Genomic DNA, 20263 nt, shown 5'->3' with positions numbered 1-20263 from the left:
CTGCCGGATAATGGCATTTCCGGCGACGGATCGGGGAGGATTCGATGATCAATTCCCAACCAGCACGGCGCAAGAGAAAGTTTCTCCCGTTCCTGGCCGCCATCCTGGTCGCCGCCGGGTTGATCGTCGGAATCCGGTATTGGACCAGTGACTCGGCCGACGAGGCGGACGAGCCGAAATGCACAGGCTCGGACGCCATCGCGCTCACCGTCGCGTCGTCCCCGGAAAAGGTCGGAATAGTCCAGGAAGCCGCGAAGGCCTACTCCGGACGGACCGTCGCCGGCCACTGCGTCGACGTCGTCGTGAAGTCGAAGTCGTCGGGCATCGCGATGCAGGCGCTGGCGAACGGCTGGAACGAGGCCACCGACGGCCCGCGCCCGGACGTCTGGACGCCGGCCGCGAGCGGCTGGGTCAACCTGCTGCGCGTCAACGCGAAGGGCGACTCGGCGTCGATCGTGCCGGACGGCGACCCGCAGTCGATCGCGAACTCGCCGCTGACCGTCGCGATGCCGAAGCCGATGGCCGAGGCGCTGGGCTGGCCGGCCAAGCCGATCGGCTGGAAGGACCTCGCCACGCTGGCGACCGACCCGGCCGGCTGGGCGAAGTACGGCCACCCGGAGTGGGGCAAGTTCCGGCTCGGCAAGACGAACCCGAACATCTCCACCGCGGGGCTGAACGCGACCATCGGCGCTTACTACGCGGCGACCGGCACCTCGTCCGACCTCACCGCGGCCGCGCTCGAGAAGCCCGAGGCGAAGCAGTTCGTCACGAACATCGAGCAGGCGATCGTGCACTACGGCGACAACACCCTGACCTTCCTGACGAACCTGCAGAAGGCCGACGACCGCGGCGCGGCGCTGTCCTACATCTCGGCGGTGACCGTCGAGGAGAGCTCGCTGATCGGCTACAACCAGGGCAACCCGACGAACGACCCGGCGAAGGTCGGCCAGCACGCGCCGCCGAAGGTGCCGCTCGTCGCGATCTACCCGGCGGACGGCACGCTCAACTCCGACCACCCGTTCGTCACGCTGAACTGGGCCGACGCGACGCGCAAGCAGATCGCCGCCGACTTCCTGGGCTACCTGCGCGGCCCGGAGACGCAGCAGAAGTTCGCCGCGCTGGGCTTCCGCTCGTTCGACGGTCAGCCGGGCGCGCAGGTCACGACCCAGAACGGCGCCCAACCGGACGCGAAGATCAGCTTCCTGCGGCCGCCGTCGCCGACGGTGCTCTCGAAGCTGCTGACGACGTGGACCGAGCTGCGCAAGAAGGCGAACGTGCTGCTGGTCGTGGACGTCTCGGGCTCGATGGGCGACGAGGTCAAGGGCACCGGCAAGAGCAAGATCGACCTGGCCAAGCAGGCCGCGATCGACGCGCTCGGCCAGTTCGTGCCGCGCGACCAGGTCGGGCTCTGGCAGTTCTCGACCCACCTCGACGGCGACCGGGACTACCAGGAGCTGGTCCCGGTGCAGGCGCTCGGGAACAGCGGCAAGGAGACGCTGGCGTCGCGGCTCGGCGGGCTGACGCCGCAGGCGGGCACCGGGCTCTACGACTCTTCGCAGGCCGCGTACGAGTACATGAAGGCGCACATCGACCCGTCGGCGATCAACGCGGTCGTGGTGCTGACCGACGGACGCAACGAGGACTCCGGCGGCGTCGACCTCGATCACCTGCTGCCGCAGCTGCGGCCGGAGGGCAACGCGGAGACGGTCCGGCTGTTCACGATCGCCTACGGCTCGGACGCCGACCAGGGCGTGCTGAAGCAGATCGCCGAAGCGACCGAGGGATCGGAGTACGATTCGTCCAAACCGGACTCGATCAACCAGGTGTTCACCTCAGTGATTTCGAATTTCTGACATGAAGTTCGCCCGTGAGCTCGCCGAACCGTGGGGGCTGCTGCTGGCCGCCACGTCGGCGGGCGTGGCGTGGGCCGTGCAGCTGCCGGTGCTCGTCGCCATCCTGATCGGGATGGCGGTCCTGGCCGCACGCGCGGGCGTGGCTTCGCTGGGCCGGGAGCAGGAGCCGGCCCGCCGGGAAGCGCGCGTGCTCGACGTCGCCACGGGTTCTCCCGAGGAGAACTGGCTGCGCCGGGCCGAGGGCGCGGCCGACGGGTTCGCGTCGCTGAGCGCGTCCCTCGACTCCGGTCCGCTGGCCGACCGCGTCGCGGACATGGAACCGGTGGTCCAGGAGACGCTGGCCACGCTCCGGCGCCTCGCCGGGCGCGCGTCGGCGACAGGAAAGGCGTTGTCCCGCGTCGACCTCTCCGCGGTGACGCGGGAGCGGCGCCGGCTGGAGCAACAGCTGGGGTCGGCGCGCGAGGAGGTCCGCGGAGATCTGGAGCAGGCGCTGACGGCGGTCCAGGCCCAGGCGGACGTGCACGCACGGCTTTCGAGCGCGAGCGACAAGCTGCTGGCCCAGCTGCAGTCGGGCGCACTGGGCCTGGACAGCCTGGTGGCCCGCGTCGCGGAGCTGACGGCGGCGACGACGGACGTCGCAGTGGACACGGGCGCGGTGCGGGAGCTGAGCGACCAGCTGGAGGGCATCCGGCAGGGCGTGCTCGAGACCGAGCAGGCGACGCGGAAGTCGCTGGGTTGACCGGTGGTGTGAACTTTTGTCCATGAAGGCAGAGCCACGTTCGAGCGCGCGCAGTCAGTGGGTCCTGGAAGCGAAGGGCGTCGACGACGAGCCCGTGCCACCATCGGTGCTCGCCGAGTGGCGGCGCTACCAGCGGTCTTCGTGGGCCGCGCGGCGCCGGCATTCGATCGTCGAGGTGACGAGCCTGGTCGTGACCGCCACGATTCCCGCACTCGCGGCGTTCGCTTTGGACGTGCGGCTCATCGCCGCGGTCGGGTCGCTCGCGGTGCTGATCAACGGGCTCCGGGCGCTGGGTGGGTACAAGGAGAACTGGACCAGCCGGACCCGGGCGCGCTACGCGATCGAGAAGGAGATCGCGCTGTTCGCGGCCAAGCACGACGCGTACGCCACCTCCGGCGCGGCGGCGGTGCTGGTGGAGACGGTCGAGGAGATCTGCGCCGGAGAACGCGACGGCTGGGTAGCGCTGCGGCTGTCGTACGGCAAGACCCGCGAGAACGCTTTGACGAGTTAGTTCTGTCCGGGGAGGCCGGTCCACCGTTACGAACACGCCGCAGGCGATCACCGCACTCGCTGGTCACCCGCGCCCCAACCTCACGGGTCAGTACACCTGGCTCGCCCAGCCAGGCAGCCAGGTGGCGCCGGCCCGGACGCCCGGGCTCAGGTGGGCGCGCAGCCGGGCGAGTGCGGGGTGCGCGTTGCCCCGGCGCCAGACCAGCGAGTGGGGATAAACGGGCGTCGGATTCTCGATCGGCACGCGCCGCAAGTCGTGGCCGGCCGGCCACAGGATCCGGCTCCGGGCCCCGACCAGGGTGGCCACGTCCGCCGACTCCGCGATCTTGTCGAGCACGACCTCGGTGCCGAAATTGGGCCCGGCAGCGTCGATCGACAGTCCGAACGCGGCCGCGAACTCGCCGTAGTACGCGCCCCACTCGGTTCCGGGCACCACGCCGGGCATCCAGATCCGGTGCCCGGCCAGCTCCGCCGGAGTCACCGACGACAACGCGGCCAGCGGGTGCGCGGGGCCGCACAGCAACTGGAGCGGCTCGTCGAACACCCGCTGCGCGTCGAGGTCGTCGGGCAACTCGACGACCGCGCGGAACGACGCGTCGACCGAGCCGGCCCGGATCGCGGCGGTCGCGGTGTCAAAGAGCGTCACGACCTCCAACGCGACCTCCGGGTGAGTCTCGTGGAATTCGCGCAACAACCCCGCCGGGCACAGCCGCCGTCCGATGACGTCGACACGGAGCGGGCCGGTGCGGACCGACGCGAGCGCTCGCGCCTCGGCCAGAAGCAGCTCGCGGGCGTGCGGCAGGAACGCCTCGCCCTCACCGGTGAGCACGGCTCCGCGCGCGGTGCGTGTGAACAACCGCGCCCCGAGCGACTTCTCCAGTGCGGCGATGCGCTTCGACACGGCTTGTTGCGTGATCGAGAGATCGACCGCGGCGTCCTGAAACCGGCCCGCCTCCGCGGCGGCGGCGAACGTACGCACGGCATCGAGGTCCACAGCGGACGACTCTAGGTTCACAACGCCGTGTTGTGGCTCGCCGCCGTGTCGGTTGTTTGCTTCGCCGGGTCGTTCCCCGCTTTGATCCTCCGGTGATGCGCAGGCGGCTCGGGCGGCGGTTCAGGTGGCTGTGGACGGCTTACGCCGTGAGCGCGTTCGGTACCTGGCTCGGCTTCGGGGCCTTTCCCATGCTGGCGATCCTCGTGCTGCACGCCGGGCCCGCGGCCGTCTCAGCGCTCGCCGCCGTCGGGCCGGCTGTCGGGGCGCTCGTGGCCGTTCCGCTGGGGCCGTGGGTCGATCGGCGGCCGAAGCGGCCGGTGCTGGTGGCCATGGACCTCGTCCGGTTCGGCGCGCTGATCAGCGTTCCTGCCTTCTACGCGCTCGGGTCGCTGAGTTTCGTCCAGCTGCTCGTCGTCTCCGTGGTCGTCGCCGCGGCGGACATCACCTTCACCTCGGCGAGCGGTGCCTACCTGAAGGGGATCGTGGCGCCCGAAGACCTGCTCGTCGCGAACGGGCGGTTCGAGTCGACGAGCTGGACGGCCACCGCGCTCGGCCCGCCGCTCGGCGGGGCCGCCTTCGCGCTCTTCGGCCCGGTGACGTCGGTGGCCGCCAACGCCGTCAGCTTCCTGCTCTCCGCGCTCGGGATCCGGGCGATCGGCGGCGGCGAGCCGCGGCCGCGGCAGACCTCTCGCCTGCGGGCGCGCGACTTGGCCGAAGGGTGGCGCACAATCCTGACGCACCCCGGGCTGCGGCCGCTCTACTTCAACGTTCTGGTGTTCAACGGCCTCGTCATGGGGACCGAGCCGCTGCTGGCCGTGCTGATGCTGAACCAGCTCGGCTTCACGCCGTGGCAGTACGGGCTCGCGTTCGCGGTCCCGTGCCTCGGTGGGCTCGCCGGGTCGCGGCTGACCCCGCGGCTCGTCCGGCGGTTCGGCAGGCACCCCGTCCTGGTCACGGCCGGCGCCGTCCGGGCGTGCTGGCTGCTCGCGCTGGCCTTCCTGCCGGGCGGCACCGGTGGGCTGGTCTTCGTGATGGTCGTCGAACTCGGCTTGATCGTCTCCTGCAGCGTGTTCAACCCGGTGCTCGCCACCTATCGGCTCGAGCAGCTCCCGGCGGACCGCGTCGCGAGCACGCTCTCGGCGTGGTCGGTCAGCACCAAGGCGTCGATCGCCACGCTGACCGCGCTCTGGGGCGTGCTCGCGAGCTTCACCGGTCCGCGCGTCGCGATCGGTGTCGCCGGGGTGCTGATCCTGGTGACGCCGCTGCTGCTGCCGCGTCGCGACCGGACGCCCGCTCAGCCCAGCCAGACCGTGCCCAGCACCGGATAGCCCGGCACGCCCGCCTTCGCCGCGCCCGGCCGGGGGACGCCCGCGATCCACAGGCGGCCCGTCGCGGATATGTTCGCCGCCATCGACGGGTCCGCCTTGTGCAGGCGGAAGCCGACCACCGTTCCGTCGGCGAGCATCGTCAGGCCGCTCAGGCGGGCCGCGCCGTGGCGGCCCATGCGGACCGGGCCGTCGAGGACGGCGCGCAGCTCCGTCCAGTGGTCCGCCGGCAGCGGGCGCCGGTAGGTCAGCGCTCGCAGCGCGGTCGCTAGCGCGCCCAGCAGCGCACCGGCTGTGACGGTCAGCGCGACCCACTTCGTCACCGGGAAGTCGAACCGCACCCACACCGCGAACCCGGCCAGGACCAGCAGGAACGCCGCCATCGCGCGCAGCTCGCGGGCGATCCGGCGGCGGTGCGCGGCCAGCACGGGGTCGAGCCGCGGCGAATCGGACGTCACCGGGGCCGGCACGGCCACCGCACCCGACGGCGGCGCGTCGACGATCCGGGCGCGACGCACCCGCACGACGCCGGAGAAGCCGACGAACACCTTCGGGCCACGCCCGAGCAGCCACACGCGCCGGTGTCCGGCCAGCAGCAGCCGGTACGTCTCGTCAAGGCGGACGCGCAGCCAGCGGCCGTCCGGCAGGCGGACACCGACCGTCCGCCCGGCGGCGACCAGCGCGTCCGGCGCGATGTCGACCTGCCGGAACGGTTCGCGCTTCAGCCGCGTCTCGGGCACCCAGAGGTGCGCGCGGTAGAGCCACCACGCCACGACCGAGCCGGCCAGCGCGATCGTGCCGAGCGGCAACGCGATCCCGGCGCCCGTGAAGAACTGGGCGATCCCGAACACCGGCAGGACCCAGGTCAGCAGGCGTCCGTTCGCCGCGGTGCGGCCGATCCGGTCGAGGTACTCGCCGAAGATCGGCAGCGCGCCCGAGGGCATGGCGGGGTCGAGCTCGAACGCGGGCACGCGTTCGGGAACCGGAACGATCTGCACGCTGGCCCCCACCGTGTCGACACTGGTCACCGGACTTTTCGGAATTTTGCACGGCCGCGTTACCGGTACTCCGTTCAGCGGAACGCCCGCGTGACCCGGACCGCAAGCCAGCGACTATCCAGACCGCGACATTCAGGTTAGGCTCACCTAAGTAGGAGGTGAGCCGTGACTGAGGCCCCGACATCCATCCGCCGCCCGCCGGCGCCGAACCCCGCCGAGCGCGCGAAGACGATCGCCACTCGCAACGGGCCGGCGTCGCTCATGCCCACCTGCGAACGCGCCGGTCTCGACAGCGAGCGCGTCGTCCCGGTCCTGCACCACGTGCACCACAGCGGGAGCGTCAGCGTGCTGCTGCCCGACGACCACCCGATGGTCGACGCGGCCAAGCAGACGCAGCGCGGCGAGCTGGCCGTGATGGTCGAGCTCGCCGACCAGGCGCCGGTCGACCTGCGCGAGCCGATCCGCGGGCTGCTGTGGATCACCGGCTGGCTGCGGCCGCTCTCACCGGTGTCGGCCCGCGCGCGGGCGATCGCGATCGCCGAGTCGCGGCCGGACGAACGGCTCCTCGACGTCGGCCACGGCATGACGCTGCTGCGGCTCACCCCGGCGTCGCTCGTGCTCGCGGACGCCGAAGGCACGCACTCGTTGCGCCCGCACACGTTCAGCGCCGCGCCGCCGGATCCGTTCCACGACTACGAAGCCCACTGGCTGCGACACCTGGAGAGCGACCACTCCGACGTCGTCGAGCAGCTGGCCAAGCACCTGCCGGCGGACCTGCGCGGCGGCCGGATCCGTCCGCTCGGGCTCGACCGGTTCGGGCTGCGGCTGCGCGTCGAGTCCGACGCGGGCGACCACGACGTCCGGCTGGCGTTCTCGAAGTCCGTCGACAGCCCGCAGCAGCTCGCGGTGGAGCTGCGGCGGCTGGTCGGCTGCCCGTTCCTGCGGGGTGCGTCAGGCTAGTTCGGCGGGGAAGCCGCCCTTGACCAGCGGGCCCCAGCTCTCGATCGTCACCCGGATGATGCTCTTGCCCTGCTTCACCATGGCTTCGCGGTATTCGTCCCAGTCCGGGTGTTCGCCCGAAATGCTGCGGAAGTAGTCCACGAGCGGCTCGACGGAGTCCGGGATGTCCAGCACCTCGGCGGTGCCGTTGAGCTGCACCCACTGGTCGTTCCACTCGTCGGACAGGATGCAGGCCGAGACCTGCGGGTTGCGCTTGATGTTCACGATCTTGGCGCGCTTCGGGTAGGTCGAGATGACCAGCCTGCCCTCGGCGTCGACGCCGCACGTGACCGGCGAGAGCTGCGGGCCGCCGTCGGCCTTCGTGGTCAGCAGGATCGCGCGGTGGCGGGTGGACAGGAACTCGACCAGCGCGGCGCGGTCGACGGTTTCGTTGGTGGCGATGCTCCTCGGCATACCCCGAAGGTAGCGTGCGCACATGACGTTCACCGCGCGATCGTGGCTGGCCCCGGCCGCACCGGCGTTCCCGGAGCCGATCGATGACCCGCGGGAGCGCCGGGCGATCAAGATCGAGCTGCTGATCGTCTTCGGCATCACGCTCGGGCTGTCCGGCGTGCGCAGCCTGCTGTCCCTTGTGGACTCCCTGCTGCAGCCCACGCCGTTGGCCCAGCAGCAGGTCCAGCTCAACGTCCCCCAGGCCGCGGCGAGCCTGATCGACCTGCTCAAGCAGCTGCTCTCGGCCGCCCAGCTGGTCGGCTGGGGCGCGCTCGGGCTGTACTTCCTGTGGCGCGCCGGGATCAAGATCGCGCAGGTCGGGCTGGACCGCCGGTCCCCCGGCCGCGACGCGCTGCTCACCCTCGGGCTCGCCGCGCTGATCGGGATCCCCGGCCTCGCGCTGTACTTCATCTCCTACCACCTGGGGTTCAGCCTGGCGGTGCAACCGTCCACTTTGAACGACACGTGGTGGCGCCCGATCACGTTGACGCTGTCGGCGTTCGGCAACGCGTTCGCCGAGGAAGTCCTGGTCATCGGCTACCTGCTGACGCGACTGCGGCAGCTCGGCGTCCGGGAGAACAACGCGCTGTTCGGCGCCGCCGTGCTGCGCGGGTCGTACCACCTCTACCAGGGCTTCGGCGGGTTCGTCGGCAACCTGATCATGGGCCTGGTGTTCGGGCGGCTGTGGCAGAAGACGAACCGGCTGTGGCCGCTCGTCGCCGCGCACACGCTGTTCGACTTCGTGTCGTTCGTCGGATATGCGCTGTTGAAGGGGCACGTTTCCTGGCTGCCCTGACTAGGATTGGCGGGTGATCGACGAAACGACACCTCCCCGGGTGGACAGCGAAGTCGGACCCCTGCGCGCGGTGCTGCTGCACCGGCCCGGCAACGAGCTCAAAAGGCTGACGCCCCGCAACAACGACCAGCTCCTGTTCGACTCGATCCCGTGGGTCGACCGGGCCCAGGCCGAGCACGACGCGTTCGCCGACGTGCTGCGCAGCCGCGGCGTCGAGGTGCTGCTGCTGGCCGACGCGCTCCGCACGGCGCTGGAAGACGACCGCGCTCACGCGGCCGGCGTCCACGCGGCGGTCGACGACCGGCGGCTCGGCGTCGACCTGGCCGATTCGCTGCGTTCGCACCTTTCCGGCGTCAGCTCGGCCGGCCTCGCCGAGGTGCTGATGGCCGGGATGACGTTCGAGGAGCTGCCGTCCGCGGAGGGCGCGTCGCTGGTGCGGATGATGAACCACCCGCACGACTTCGCCGTCGACCCGCTGCCGAACCTGCTGTTCACGCGCGATTCGTCGGCGTGGATCGCCGACCGCGTCGCGATCTCGTCGCTGACGATGCCCGCGCGCCGCCGCGAGACCGCGGTGCTGGACCTGATCTACGCCTACCACCCGTACTTCCGGCACGCGGCCCGCGCGTACGGCGCGCATTCGGCGCCGATCGAGGGCGGCGACGTGATGCTGCTGGCGCCGGGCGTGCTCGCCATCGGCGTCGGCGAGCGGACGACGGCGGCCGGCGCGGAGTCCCTGGCGCGGTCGGTGTTCGCCGACGGCATCGCGCACACCGTGCTGGCGGTGCCGATCGAGCAGTCCCGCGCGACGATGCACCTGGACACGGTGTGCACGATGGTCGACGCCGACGCGGTCGTGATGTACCCGCTGGCGCGCGACTCCCTGACGGCGTTCACCATCCGCCCGACCGGCGACGGCGGCGTCAAGGTCGCGGGCCCGACGCCGTTCCTGACGGCCGCGGCCGAGGCGATGGAAATCGAGCGGCTGCGCGTCATCGACACCGGCCTCGACCCCGTGACGGCCGAACGCGAGCAGTGGGACGACGGCAACAACACGCTGGCGCTGGCGCCGGGCGTGGTCGTGGGTTACGAGCGGAACGTCGAGACGAACGAGCGCCTGGAGGCGGCCGGCATCGAGGTGCTGCCGATCGCCGGGTCCGAGCTGGGTTCGGGCCGGGGCGGACCGCGGTGCATGTCCTGTCCGGTGCGCCGGGACCCGCTGCATTAAATGAAGTAAGCCTTCCCTAAATGTTTACGACAATTTAGGGAAGGCTTACTTAAATAAGGCTCGTCTTCTTTAGGAATGGTAACCCTAATAGGGGGGAGATCACCACCCCCAAGTGGCTTTTTCGCCAATCTTGATCTATTCTCGTCTTCATGGCCCTCACCAAGAAGAAAGAACCGCGCTCGAAGTTCTACGAACTGCTGCAGGCGCAGATCCACAACGAGTTCAACGCGTCCCAGCAGTACATCGCGCTCGCGGTGTGGTTCGACGCCGAGGACCTGCCGCAGCTGGCGAAGCACTTCTACAAGCAGTCCGTCGAAGAGCGCAACCACGCGATGGCGCTCGTGCAGTACATGCTCGACCGCGACCACCACGTCGAAATCCCCGGCACGGGCGAAGTGCGCAACGAGTTCTCCGGCGTCACCGAGGTCATCGAGCTCGCGCTCGAGCAGGAGAAGGACGTCGCCACGGACATCTCCGCGATGGCCAAGGCCGCGCGCGCCGAAGAGGACTACATCAGCGAGCAGTTCATGCAGTGGTTCCTCAAGGAGCAGGTCGAAGAGATCTCCCAGATGAACACGCTGCTGAACGTCGTCAAGCGCGCGAACGGCAACCTGTTCGAGGTCGAGAACCACCTGCACCGCGAGTCCGTCGGCGACGGCGGCTCCGACTCGCAGATGCCGCCGGTGGCCGGCGGAGCGCTCTGACTGCGCTTTCCCACCACGCTTGAAACCGGAAACCCGGGCTCTCCCCCTGTGGACAGCCCGGGTTTCCGCATGTGGCCGGCGCTCAGCCGGCGCAGTCCTGGTTGACGCTCATCAGGCTGGTCTGCACGACCCCGGAGTCGTCGAGCCGGAAGTGGTAGTCGGCGGCGGCGGTGGCCGGGGCGACGACGCCGCCCGATTCTTCCCTCGCCGCGGGATAGGTCGCGAGCACCTGCGCCTTGGTCGAGCCGGCGCCGACGCCCTCGGCGGTGTGCGCCGCCTGGTTCGGGGTGACGACCGTGAGCCCGACCGCTTTCGAGACCACGACCTTCGCGGCCGACGGCACTCCGCTGCCCTGCACGGTGTAGACGGTGCAGCCGGCGCCGGCCTGAGCATCGGTGAGCGTGACGCCTTGCGCGGCCATCTCGGTCTCGGACATGCCGAGCTTGATGGTGCCGAAGCCGTCCGAACCGAGCAGTGGCCCGCTCAGCACGGGCGGCAGCTTCGACGGCGGCTGGGTCGACGGCGGCTGCGAGGCCTTCGACGTCGACGCGGCGGGAGGCGCCGAGACCTCGATGTCCTGGGTGCTGGTCGGCTCCGGAACCGGGGTCTGGGGCTGCCGCCCGGCCGTGAGGTTCTCGGGCGGCTTGACGTTGATCGAGGATCCATCGGCGGACATCACCGCGGTGCCGTCCTCGGCATGGAGGCGCACCATGGTGAGCCCACCCGCGACGGCGACCACGGCCGCCGCGACACCGGTCACGGCCAGGACGCCATGACGACGGCGACGACGCCGTCGCGCACCGGCGACGATGGTCGTGCCGGCCTCCGGCGGCGGCGGCAAGTCCAGCCGTTCGTCGGCGAACAGCTCACGCAGGCGCTGCTCCAGCTCGTCCTCGGAGATGTTCAACCCGCGTCACTCCCTTCGCCGTGGATGTCGGCTGCTGTCAGTTTCGATCGCAGCGAAGCGATCGCCTTGCTGGCCTGGCTCTTGACGGTTCCCTGCGTGACCCCGAGCGAACCGGCGATCTCCGCTTCGGAGAGACCTTCGTAGTAACGCAGGACCATGACGGCCCGTTGCCTCGGCGGCAGCGTCCGTAACGCGCGCCACAGCGGCTCGTGCTCGAACGGGTCGTCCGGCACGTGCGGGCTGGTGTCCGGGAGATCGGCCACCAGGCTCTCACGGCGCGTGCGGCGCCACCGGCTGACGTGCGCGTTCGCCATCGACCGGCGGACGTAGGCGAGCGGGTCGCCCGTCTTTTCGTGCACGTACGTCCAGCGCGAACCGATCTTCTCCAGCACGGTCTGCACCAGGTCCGCCGCGTCGTGCGGGTTGCCGGTGAGCGCGTGGCCGTACCGCAGCAGGCCCGGCAGGGTGGCCTGCACGAAGTCGCCGAAGTCGGCCAGCTCACCCGGCAACGTCGCGGCCCTCCCTCGGCCTGCGCTGGTCACCCAGGTATCTCCCCCGGTGAAGACGGGTGCCGCAGCGGTCACCGTATCGCCTCCCCCCGGGGTCGGATAGTCGCTTTCCCCCTGCACACGCATCACAGCCCCCTCAGGTTGCCCGCGTTCCCGCCCGGATTCGCAGACGTCCGGGCGGTTCTCGAGTTGCCCACGTCAGCGGCGGGCGAGCGCATCCGGCAGCCGGAAACGGCCGTCGGTTTCGTCGAACTCGTGCACCCCGACCACCGCGGCGTGCGGAATCGGGCCGTAGACGTGCGGGAACCACACGCCGGCCGGATGCGGCGGCTCGCCGTCTTCCCAGCGGACGGCGACGCCGAGCTTGGCCGGGTCGATCTCGAGCAGCACCAGATCGGTGCGGCCCCGGTAGAGCGCGTTGGCCGGCAGGTGCGCCGTGCCGAAGTCGGAACAGTGGACGAACCCGACTTCCCCCAGTGAAGGCGGCCGGTACTGGCCGCCTTCGCCCACTTCGGCCCAGTCGGCCGCCCCGCAGATGTGAAGTATCACGCGCTGAATCGTCCCACCACGGCGTTCCGGCGGCGGTGTCTCGTGCGCCACATAAGGCCTGGTTGAACGCTCACCGAGACGGTTTCCGGCCACCGGAACACACCGACGGTCCGGTGCTTTCCGACGGCGGCCGGTGGGGCTCGCCCGCTCGGAAGCCGTCGCGCGCGGGCCTGCGAGTGGTAGTCCCTGGCTGGCGCGGTGGGGCGGAACGAAGCCGCCGTTAGCGGAGGTCGTGGGCCAGCTCGGCGAGGCCGGGATGAGACCGCCGCGAGCCGAAGTTGTGGGCGGCACGGCGAAGCTGGAGCGAAGCCTCCTCAAGAGACGGTCGTGCGCCGGCGCGGCGGGGACGGAACGAGAGCGACTCCAGCGGGGGTTGTACGCCGGCGCGGTGAGGCGAAATCAGAACCGCCGCCGGGCGGGGTGCTCGGCGGCGGTCGTGGGCTGGTGCCCGATGGTCGTGGCGGTGCGGTCAGCGCAGGGTGAGCTGGCGGCCGATCAGGCCGTCGCGGGCGCGGCGCTCCGCCGCGTTCAGCGGTTCGGTGTCGAGGGACTTCAAAGCCGTCTCGAGGCGGGTGCCGAGGGCGTCCTTCGCCTCGGCCCACTCGCGGGCGTGGGCCTCGGGGTCGAGGTCCCAGACCGGGACCAGCAGGCCGTGCGCGCGGAACGAGCCGGCGTAGCGGGAGCCTTCGCCGAGGCCGAGCTCGCCGGCCGCGGACAGCCGGGCCAGGGCCTGGAGCAGCAGGTTCTCCGGCTCCGGGCGGACCCAGCGCAGGTGCGCCTTCTCGCCGGCGAGAACCCAGTAGGCGCCGTGGCCGAGGCGCTCGGTCGGCATGATCGCGGCGTTCGCACGCTCGAGGGAGACCGCGACGTCACCGGTGGCGTCCGCGTCCTCCGGCAGCCACCAGGCGAAGTCCTTGTGGAGCGTGACGTCGAGCTCGGCGCCCGGCGTCAGCAGGTCCTGGAGGCGGGCGTGCTCGTCGGCGGACGGCGGGGTCGTCGTGTCCGGCACGCCGAGGACGTCGCCCTCCTTCGCGTCCAGCAGCCACTTCAGCGAGCGGCCGAGGTCGCGGCTGATGTCGGACGAGCGGGTCTGCACCTGCAGGCCGACGTACCGCTCGCCGTCCGAGCGGACGAACGCGGCCGCGGCCATCGGCAGCACGGTGCCGAGGGTGACGTCGCCGCCGTCGGCGAGGGTCAGCTTGGCCGTCGCGGACGGCACGAACTCACGCAGCGCGATCAGCTCGGGCTCCGCCGCCAGCCCCTCGAACGGCTGGCCGACGAAGACGTCGCGCACCTTCGGCTTGCGGTCCGTCGCCTGCTTGGGACCCTTCTTGCGCGCGCCCTTGCCCACTGCTGCCTCCTCTGGCTCGGCTTCGAACGCTATCGAAGGGTTAGTCTCGCGACGTGTTCGACCCCCGCGATCCCGCATTCCTGGAAGACCCGTACCCGGCGTTCGCCGCACTGCGCGAGCATGGCGACGTCCATTTTCACGACGAGCTCGGCCTGGCCGTGGCGGTGTCGCACGCCGCGTCGTCGGCTGTGCTGCGGCATCGCGGGCTGGGCCGGATCTGGCAGGACGCGCAGCCGCTCGAACGGTTCGCGTCGTTCAACCTGCTGCACCGCAACTCGCTGCTGGAGAACGAGCCGCCCGCGCACACCCGCCTGCGTCGCCTGATCGCGGGCGCGTTCGGCCGCGGCCACGTGCAGCGGCTGCGTCCGATGGTCGCGACGCTCGCCGACCGGATGGTCGACGACCTCGCGGCCGCGATCGCCACCGACGGCAGCGCGGACCTCCTCGCGCACTTGGCCCAGCCGCTGCCGGTCGCGGTGATCGCCGAACTGCTGGGCGTCCCCGGCACCGACGGGCCGCGGATGGTCGAGCTGTCCAACGCGATCGTGAAGATGTACGAGTACGGCTTGCCCGAGGACGGCCGCGACGCCGCCGAGCGGGCGGCCGCCGAGTTCGTCGAGTACGTCCGGTCGGTGGCCGCGGCTCGGGCCGACGCCCCGGGCGACGACATCATCAGCGACCTCCTGCGCAGCGAGCTGACGCCGGACGAGCTGGTCGCGACCGCGGTGCTGCTGCTGATGGCCGGTCACGAGGCGACGGTCAACGTGCTCGGCAACGGCATCACGGCGCTGCTCACCCACCGGGACCAGTGGGAGCGCTTGCTGGCGGCTCCTTCCTTGCTGGATTCGTGCGTCGAGGAACTGATCCGGTTCGACGCGCCCCTGCAGCTGTTCGAGCGGACGGCGACCGAGGACGTGTCGATCTGCGGACATGTCGTCCCGCAGGGGCAGAAGATCGGCGCGCTGCTGGGTGCCGCGGCCCGCGACCCGAAGGTGTTCGACGCGCCGGACACCCTCGACATCGGACGGACGCCGAACGCGCACCTCGGCTTCGGCCTGGGGATCCACTACTGCGTGGGTGCTCCTCTCGCTCGGGTGGAGATCGCCGCGGCGTTGAGCGCGTTGGCCGCCAAGCTGCCGGGGTTGCGGCTCGCCGAGACTCCGCGCCGGCGGCCCGAGTTCGTGATCCGGGGGCTGCGGGAGCTTCGCGTCACGGTGTGAGCCGGGTCCGGGGCGGATCTCGCGTGCTTGAAGGGGCATCACGTGTGATTGGGAGGGCATCACGCGTGATTGGGGAGGCATCACGCGTGATTGGAGGGGCGACACGGGGGTTCATGGGGTTACTCCGGTGAAGAGGTCGTCTTCTTGGTCGGCGGGTGGCGTGGGGTGGGCCAGGTGGTAGTCCTCGTGGGGCCAGGCTTGGCGTTCGATTTCGCGTGAGTGGGCGAAAAACGGGTGGGCTGGGTCGACCTGGGTTTGGTGGGACAGGAGGGCCTGGTCTCGGGTGGCGAAGTACTGCTCGCAGCGGATTCGGGTCGTGACGGGCACGGCCGGCTCGAGCGGGAGTTCGGCCAGGACATCGGTCATCGCGGACTCCAGGCCGGCGGCGAGGGTCGCGTCGTGGATCGCTTGGAACCAGGCTCGGCTCAGGGTTGCTTGGTAGTACAGCTTTTGTGGACGCCAAGGGGTCCCGGTGCCTGGGTAGCGGGTGGGGTCGGCGGCCGCGGTGAAGGCTTCGAGCGTCACCTCGTGGGTGCGGATGTGGTCCGGGTGGGGGTAGCCGCCGGTTTCGTCGTACGTGATCACGACGTGGGGGCGGAACTCGCGGATCAGCGCGACCAGTGGGGCAGCCGCCGCGGACAGCGGGAGGGCGGCGAAGCAGCCGTCCGGTAAGGGTTCGCCTTCGCCGGGCAGGCCGGAGTCGACCAGCCCGAGGAAGCGCTGGCGGATACCGAGGATTTCGGCTGCGGCGGCCATCTCGCGACGGCGGATCGCCGGGAGGTCGGCGCGGTTTTCCGGGGTGTCGACGGCCGGGTTGAGGATGTCGCCACGCTCGCCGCCGGTGCACGTGGCCACCAGGACGTCGACGCCTTCGGCCGCGTATCGGGCGAGGGTGGCCGCACCCTTGCTGGACTCGTCGTCAGGGTGGGCGTGGACGCTCAGGAGGCGGAACGTCATCGGATGCTCCTTCGGGGCTTCCCCAGAATATTGGGTCGAACCTCAGATTAGGTCCGACCCAATGAGTAGGTCAAGCACAATCTTGGGTCCGACCCAGTAGAGTGACGGCATGAGCGAGGGACTCCGGGCCCAGAAGAAGCACGAGACCAGGAAGACCATCTCGGACGTGGCGACGAAGCTATTCATCCGCAACGGCTTCGAGGACGTGACGATCGCGGACATCGCCACCGAGGCGCGGGTCGCCAAGATGACCGTCACGAACCACTTCCCGCGCAAGGAGGACCTGGTCTTCGACATCCGCGCCGACTTCGCGTCCTGGCCGGCCAGCCTGGTCCGCGACAGCGTCTTCCACGACACCCGCGAGCTCTACTTCGAAGCACTGGGGGCCGAGCACGCGCTGGTCGGCTTCTCACGCCCGGGCTTCGTGCGGATGATCAAGGAGAGCCCGGTCCTGACGAACGCCCTGCACGAAATGCACCGCGAGCGTGAGGCGGCGCTCACGCACCTGCTGATCCGGCGTCACCCCGAGGAGGGGCTCGAGCCCGTGCTCGCCGCCGCCCACCTCGCCACCGTGCTGCGCGTGCTCTTCCAGGAGGTCTTCGACCGGACCCTCGAGGACGAAAAGGGGATCGCCGACGCGCTGTGGCCCACCGCCGAACTGGCTTTCGACCAGCTGGAACCGGTGCTGGGCCGGTACTAGCGCGCGGCGCCGGAAGGCCGTGCGGTGCGCAGCTCGGGCTCCGGAGCGCCGGCCACCTTCAGTACGCGCATCGAGCGCACGGCCCGCGCGTCCGACGGCGCCAGCAGCGCCGTGAACCGCCGCACGACCATGGCGGTCACGACCGCCAACGAGGCCGCCGCCAGGTCGGTCAGCGCGACCAGGACGACGCTGTCGGCCATCGACTGGACGTCGTCGCGGAAGCGCCAGACGATCGTCACGCCCAGCAGGACCCAGTTGAGCAGCCAAGCGCCCCACCACACGAGCACCTGCCGCGACGGCTTCGGCCGGACGTCGCGCGAGCGGCCCAGCACCGCGTGCTCCAGCTCGCCGGCGATCGACAACGCCATCGGCAGGTTGGCCAGCGGCACGAGGACGCCGACCAGCACCTGCCACACCGGCCGGGGCGGGTCGTCGCCCGAGACGTCGGCCGCCGCCCGGCGGGCGACCAGCAGCCACCAGAGCGTCAGCGCGGCGGGCAGCAGCGCGAGGATCGAAGCGAGCAGGCCGGCGGTGAGCACGAAGCCGTCGGAAAACGCCACCACCGAACGGTTCAGCGCGGACTCGCGGCCCTCGACGAGCAGCACGTACCGCCAGACCTCCGCGCCGGCGGCGACCACGGCGAGGACGGCGAACGCGAACAGGACACCGATCAGGCTGCGGCTGAGCACCGGCAGCCGGTCGATCGGGCGGACTTCGTCCGACGCCGTGCCAGGCACCGAAGTCGGGCGGCGCCAGACCAGGTTGGGGAAACCCCAGCGCGGCGGCACCGGGTACGACGGCGGCCCGTAGTACCGCTCGGGCGGCGTCACGCGGCGACGCGGCCACGCGCCCGGCGGCGGGGACGCCACCCAGCGCAGCTTCGGCCGGTGCGCGGGACGGTGCTGGTACGGGTACGGCTCCGGCTGGGCGGCCAGCGTCCGGCCCCGCAGCTGCTGGGCGTTCGGCGGCGGGGTCTGGCGCGGCCAGTACCCAGGTGGAGGAGGCGGACCCGGCTGCAAGGCTAGATCACTTCGGGATCGATGCCGGGGTGCTCGCCGACCATCGGCCGGCCTTCGCGCTGCCACGCGCCCATGCCGCCGGCGACGTTCACCGCGTCCCAGCCGCTCTGGTTGAGCCACGACGTCGCCCGCGCGGACCGGCCGCCGCTGCGGCAGATCACGTGGATCGGCTGGTCGTCAGGCAGGTCGGCCAGCTCGCCGACGCGGGCGGGCAGCTCCCCCATCGGGATGTGCACCGCGCCGGGCGCGTGCCCGGCGGCCCACTCGTCGTCTTCGCGGACGTCGAGCAGCACGAGGCCGTCCTTGGGCAGGTCGCGGACCTCGGCGGTCGGCAGTTCAGCAGGGCTCACCACGATCTCCATGCTGCCATGTCGGGGCGTTGCCCGCGCGTGAGGTGGACGGACGGCCGAGCGGAACGGGGCATCACACGTGATCCGGGAGGCATCACGCGTGATTGAAGGGGCATCACGCGTGATTGGAGGGGCGACACGGCGGGGCCTTCCGCGCGGTGCGGAAGGCCCCGGCCGCGGTCAGTGCTGGGCGGCCTTCTCGGCGCCCGCGCCGGTCAGTGCGCGGACCTCCATCTCGGCGTACTTGGCCTTGTTGCGCTCCTTGGACAGGACCGTGCCGAGCCAGCCGAGCAGGAACGCCGCCGGGATCGAGACCAGGCCCGGGTTGTCGAGCGGGAACCAGTGGAAGTCGACGCCCTGGATCATCGACGCGCTCTTGCCCGTCTTCGCGTCGACCGGCTTGCCCGAGACCGCCGGCGAGAAGACGATCAGCACGATCGTGACGACGAGGCCGCCGTAGATCGACCACAGCGCGCCCTGCGTGTTGAACCGCTTCCAGAACAGCGAGTACAGGATCGTCGGCAGGTTGGCCGACGCCGCCACCGCGAACGCCAGTGCCACCAGGAACGCGACGTTCTGGCTCTTCGCCAGGATGCCGCCCGCGATGGCCAGCGCGCCGATCACCAGCGCCGTGATCCGGGCGACGCGGACCTCACCGCCGGTGGAGACCTGGCCCTTCTTGATCACGCTCGCGTAGACGTCGTGGGCGAACGACGCCGACGCCGTGATCGTCAAGCCGGCGACCACCGCGAGGATCGTCGCGAACGCGACCGCGGAGATGAACCCGAGCAACACCGGCCCGCCGAGTTCCAGCGCGAGCAGCGGGGCCGCCGAGTTCGTCGTCCCCGGGGCCTTGGCGATCTTGTCCGGCCCGACGATCGCGCCCGCGCCGTACCCGAGCACCAGCGTGAAGAGGTAGAACACGCCGATCAGGACGATCGCCCAGACCACCGAACGACGGGCGTCGCGAGCGGTCGGGACCGTGTAGAAGCGCATCAGGACGTGCGGCAGGCCCGCCGTGCCGAGCACCAGCGCGATGCCGAGCGACAGGAAGTCGAGCTTCGTGGTGCCCGTCTTGCCGTACTGCTTGCCCGGGTCGAGCAGCGCCGCCCCGCCCTTGCCACCCTTGTCGACCGCGGCCTGGAACAGGTCGGACAGGTTGAAGCCGTACTTGCCGAGCACCCACAGCGTCATCGCGAACGCGCCGACGATCAGCAACGCCGCCTTGATGATCTGCACCCAGGTGGTGCCCTTCATGCCGCCGATCAGGACGTAGAGGATCATGATCACGCCGACGACGGCGATCACGACGTCCTGCCCCGCCTCGCCCGAGATGCCGAGCAACAGGTTGACCAGGCCACCGGCGCCCGCCATCTGCGCGAGCAGGTAGAAGAACGACACGATCAGCGTCGAAACCGCCGCCGCCGCGCGCACCGGCGTCTGCTTCATGCGGAACGCGAGGACGTCGCCCATCGTGAACTTGCCGGTGTTGCGGAGCAGTTCCGCGACCAGCAGCAACGCGACGAGCCACGCGACCAGGAAACCGATCGAATAGAGGAAGCCGTCGTAGCCGTTGACGGCGATCGCGCCCGCGATGCCGAGGAACGACGCCGCCGAAAGGTAGTCGCCGGAAATCGCGATGCCGTTCTGCGGACCGGTGAACGCCCGGCCGGCGGCGTAGTAGTCCGACGCCGTCTTCGTGTTGCGGCTGGCCCGGAACACGATCACCAGCGTGATCGCGACGAAGACCAGGAAGATGATGATGTTGAGGGTGGAGTTGCTGCCCTCCACGCCCGCGGCGACGGTCATTTGCGCGGCTCCCCTTCGATCTCGGCGCGGATCCTGTCGGCGACCGGGTCGAGCTTCCGGTTGGCGTAGCGCACGTAGAGGCCCGTGATGACGAACGTCGAGACGAACTGCAGGAGGCCGAACACCAGGCCGACGTTGATGTTGCCGACGAGCTTGGTGCTCATGAAGCCGTGCGCGTAGTCGGCGAGGAGCACGTACAGCAGGTACCAAAGCAGGAACAACGCGGTCATCGGGAACACGAACACCCGCAATCGGCGGCGCAGGTCCGTGAATTCGGGACTCCCCTGGATGCT

At 70.7% G+C, this 20263-nt stretch carries 22 protein-coding genes; 10 read left to right on the top strand and 12 right to left on the bottom strand.

Annotated elements, in window-relative coordinates; translation table 11 throughout:
• The first annotated feature begins 44 nt into the window (after positions 1 to 44).
• The 3 genes from ABZ342_RS38680 to ABZ342_RS38670 are packed head-to-tail and all read left to right on the top strand — an operon-like array spanning position 45 to position 3103.
• Entirely contained in the window at positions 45 to 1853 is a 1809-nt protein-coding gene (locus ABZ342_RS38680; RefSeq protein ID WP_360484012.1) for a substrate-binding and VWA domain-containing protein, read from the top strand.
• Between the two features lies 1 nt (position 1854).
• The gene (locus ABZ342_RS38675) at positions 1855 to 2592 is read left to right on the top strand and encodes a hypothetical protein (protein WP_360484009.1); all 738 of its coding nucleotides are present in this window, start codon (positions 1855 to 1857) and stop codon (positions 2590 to 2592) included.
• A 22-nt stretch (positions 2593 to 2614) separates the two neighbouring features.
• A complete protein-coding gene (locus tag ABZ342_RS38670) occupies positions 2615 to 3103 on the top strand; it encodes a DUF4231 domain-containing protein (RefSeq protein WP_360484006.1) in 489 nt (162 codons plus the stop codon).
• Positions 3104 to 3190: 87 nt separating this feature from the next.
• On the opposite strand, the gene ABZ342_RS38665 is transcribed toward ABZ342_RS38670, so the two are convergent.
• Positions 3191 to 4096 (bottom strand): LysR family transcriptional regulator, encoded by a 906-nt coding sequence (locus ABZ342_RS38665; protein WP_360484003.1) that lies wholly within the window; start codon positions 4094 to 4096, stop codon positions 3191 to 3193.
• Positions 4097 to 4188: 92 nt separating this feature from the next.
• Between ABZ342_RS38665 and ABZ342_RS38660 the strand changes: the two genes are divergently transcribed.
• The gene (locus tag ABZ342_RS38660; protein WP_360484000.1) at positions 4189 to 5424 is read left to right on the top strand and encodes an MFS transporter; all 1236 of its coding nucleotides are present in this window, start codon (positions 4189 to 4191) and stop codon (positions 5422 to 5424) included.
• On the opposite strand, the gene ABZ342_RS38655 is transcribed toward ABZ342_RS38660, so the two are convergent.
• Complete coding sequence (locus ABZ342_RS38655; protein ID WP_360483997.1) at positions 5391 to 6449, bottom strand: hypothetical protein; 1059 nt, start codon at positions 6447 to 6449, stop codon at positions 5391 to 5393. The two genes, ABZ342_RS38660 and ABZ342_RS38655, sit on opposite strands and share 34 nt — an antisense overlap.
• Positions 6450 to 6584: 135 nt before the next feature.
• Here ABZ342_RS38655 and ABZ342_RS38650 point away from each other — a divergent pair, with 135 nt between their 5' ends.
• The gene (locus ABZ342_RS38650; protein ID WP_360483994.1) at positions 6585 to 7379 is read left to right on the top strand and encodes a DUF2470 domain-containing protein; all 795 of its coding nucleotides are present in this window, start codon (positions 6585 to 6587) and stop codon (positions 7377 to 7379) included.
• Here the strand turns inward: ABZ342_RS38650 and ABZ342_RS38645 are convergent.
• Positions 7371 to 7832 (bottom strand): PPOX class F420-dependent oxidoreductase, encoded by a 462-nt coding sequence (locus ABZ342_RS38645; protein WP_360483991.1) that lies wholly within the window; start codon positions 7830 to 7832, stop codon positions 7371 to 7373. The two genes, ABZ342_RS38650 and ABZ342_RS38645, sit on opposite strands and share 9 nt — an antisense overlap.
• A 22-nt stretch (positions 7833 to 7854) precedes the next feature.
• On the opposite strand from ABZ342_RS38645, the gene ABZ342_RS38640 reads away from it, so the two are divergent.
• The 3 genes from ABZ342_RS38640 (at position 7855) to ABZ342_RS38630 (ending at position 10599) form a co-directional block, all read left to right on the top strand.
• On the top strand, positions 7855 to 8667 hold the full coding sequence (locus ABZ342_RS38640; protein ID WP_360483988.1) for a type II CAAX endopeptidase family protein: 813 nt from the start codon (positions 7855 to 7857) through the stop codon (positions 8665 to 8667).
• 40 nt (positions 8668 to 8707) lie between these two features.
• Positions 8708 to 9895, top strand: coding sequence for an arginine deiminase (locus ABZ342_RS38635; protein ID WP_196425922.1), 1188 nt, complete (start codon positions 8708 to 8710; stop codon positions 9893 to 9895).
• Between the two features lie 149 nt (positions 9896 to 10044).
• A complete protein-coding gene (locus ABZ342_RS38630; RefSeq protein ID WP_155548420.1) occupies positions 10045 to 10599 on the top strand; it encodes a ferritin in 555 nt (184 codons plus the stop codon).
• Positions 10600 to 10681: 82 nt separating this feature from the next.
• Here the strand turns inward: ABZ342_RS38630 and ABZ342_RS38625 are convergent, their stop codons facing one another.
• The 4 genes from ABZ342_RS38625 to ABZ342_RS38610 all read right to left on the bottom strand — a co-directional run bounded on the left by ABZ342_RS38625 (position 10682) and on the right by ABZ342_RS38610 (position 13915).
• Positions 10682 to 11506: a hypothetical protein gene (locus ABZ342_RS38625; RefSeq protein WP_155548419.1), complete on the bottom strand. Its 825-nt coding sequence runs from the start codon at positions 11504 to 11506 to the stop codon at positions 10682 to 10684.
• Positions 11503 to 12015: a SigE family RNA polymerase sigma factor gene (locus ABZ342_RS38620; protein WP_155549409.1), complete on the bottom strand. Its 513-nt coding sequence runs from the start codon at positions 12013 to 12015 to the stop codon at positions 11503 to 11505. Before ABZ342_RS38620 ends, ABZ342_RS38625 begins: the two co-directional genes overlap by 4 nt.
• A 198-nt stretch (positions 12016 to 12213) precedes the next feature.
• The gene (locus ABZ342_RS38615; RefSeq protein ID WP_360483984.1) at positions 12214 to 12564 is read right to left on the bottom strand and encodes a DUF952 domain-containing protein; all 351 of its coding nucleotides are present in this window, start codon (positions 12562 to 12564) and stop codon (positions 12214 to 12216) included.
• A gap of 469 nt (positions 12565 to 13033) precedes the next feature.
• Positions 13034 to 13915, bottom strand: a complete 882-nt coding sequence (locus ABZ342_RS38610; RefSeq protein ID WP_360483981.1) for a DUF5926 family protein — start codon at positions 13913 to 13915, stop codon at positions 13034 to 13036.
• Positions 13916 to 13968: 53 nt separating this feature from the next.
• Here ABZ342_RS38610 and ABZ342_RS38605 point away from each other — a divergent pair, with 53 nt between their 5' ends.
• Positions 13969 to 15135, top strand: a complete 1167-nt coding sequence (locus tag ABZ342_RS38605) for a cytochrome P450 (RefSeq protein ID WP_360483978.1) — start codon at positions 13969 to 13971, stop codon at positions 15133 to 15135.
• A 111-nt stretch (positions 15136 to 15246) separates the two neighbouring features.
• On the opposite strand, the gene mca is transcribed toward ABZ342_RS38605, so the two are convergent.
• Entirely contained in the window at positions 15247 to 16092 is an 846-nt protein-coding gene (gene mca / locus ABZ342_RS38600; RefSeq protein ID WP_360483975.1) for a mycothiol conjugate amidase Mca, read from the bottom strand.
• 109 nt (positions 16093 to 16201) lie between these two features.
• Here mca and ABZ342_RS38595 point away from each other — a divergent pair, with 109 nt between their 5' ends.
• Positions 16202 to 16792, top strand: a complete 591-nt coding sequence (locus ABZ342_RS38595; protein ID WP_360483972.1) for a TetR/AcrR family transcriptional regulator — start codon at positions 16202 to 16204, stop codon at positions 16790 to 16792.
• Here ABZ342_RS38595 and ABZ342_RS38590 read toward each other — a convergent pair.
• The 4 genes from ABZ342_RS38590 to ABZ342_RS38575 form a co-directional block, all read right to left on the bottom strand.
• A complete protein-coding gene (locus tag ABZ342_RS38590) occupies positions 16789 to 17811 on the bottom strand; it encodes a DUF4328 domain-containing protein (protein WP_360483969.1) in 1023 nt (340 codons plus the stop codon). The genes ABZ342_RS38595 and ABZ342_RS38590 overlap by 4 nt on opposite strands.
• A gap of 2 nt (positions 17812 to 17813) precedes the next feature.
• Positions 17814 to 18173, bottom strand: coding sequence for a rhodanese-like domain-containing protein (locus ABZ342_RS38585; protein WP_155548413.1), 360 nt, complete (start codon positions 18171 to 18173; stop codon positions 17814 to 17816).
• Between the two features lie 168 nt (positions 18174 to 18341).
• Positions 18342 to 19970 carry a cation acetate symporter gene (locus tag ABZ342_RS38580; RefSeq protein ID WP_360483966.1) on the bottom strand — a complete coding sequence of 543 codons (1629 nt, stop codon included), beginning with the start codon at positions 19968 to 19970 and terminating at the stop codon, positions 18342 to 18344.
• The gene (locus ABZ342_RS38575; protein WP_360484084.1) at positions 19967 to 20260 is read right to left on the bottom strand and encodes a DUF485 domain-containing protein; all 294 of its coding nucleotides are present in this window, start codon (positions 20258 to 20260) and stop codon (positions 19967 to 19969) included. The genes ABZ342_RS38580 and ABZ342_RS38575 overlap by 4 nt, the downstream gene beginning before the upstream one ends.
• Positions 20261 to 20263: the final 3 nt, after the last annotated feature.

It is taken from the genome of Amycolatopsis sp. NPDC005961 (genome assembly GCF_040629235.1).
GTDB lineage: Bacteria > Actinomycetota > Actinomycetes > Mycobacteriales > Pseudonocardiaceae > Amycolatopsis > Amycolatopsis camponoti.
The sequence above is the reverse complement of the archived record's forward strand: the minus strand, read 5'-3'. Positions and strand labels throughout refer to the sequence as shown.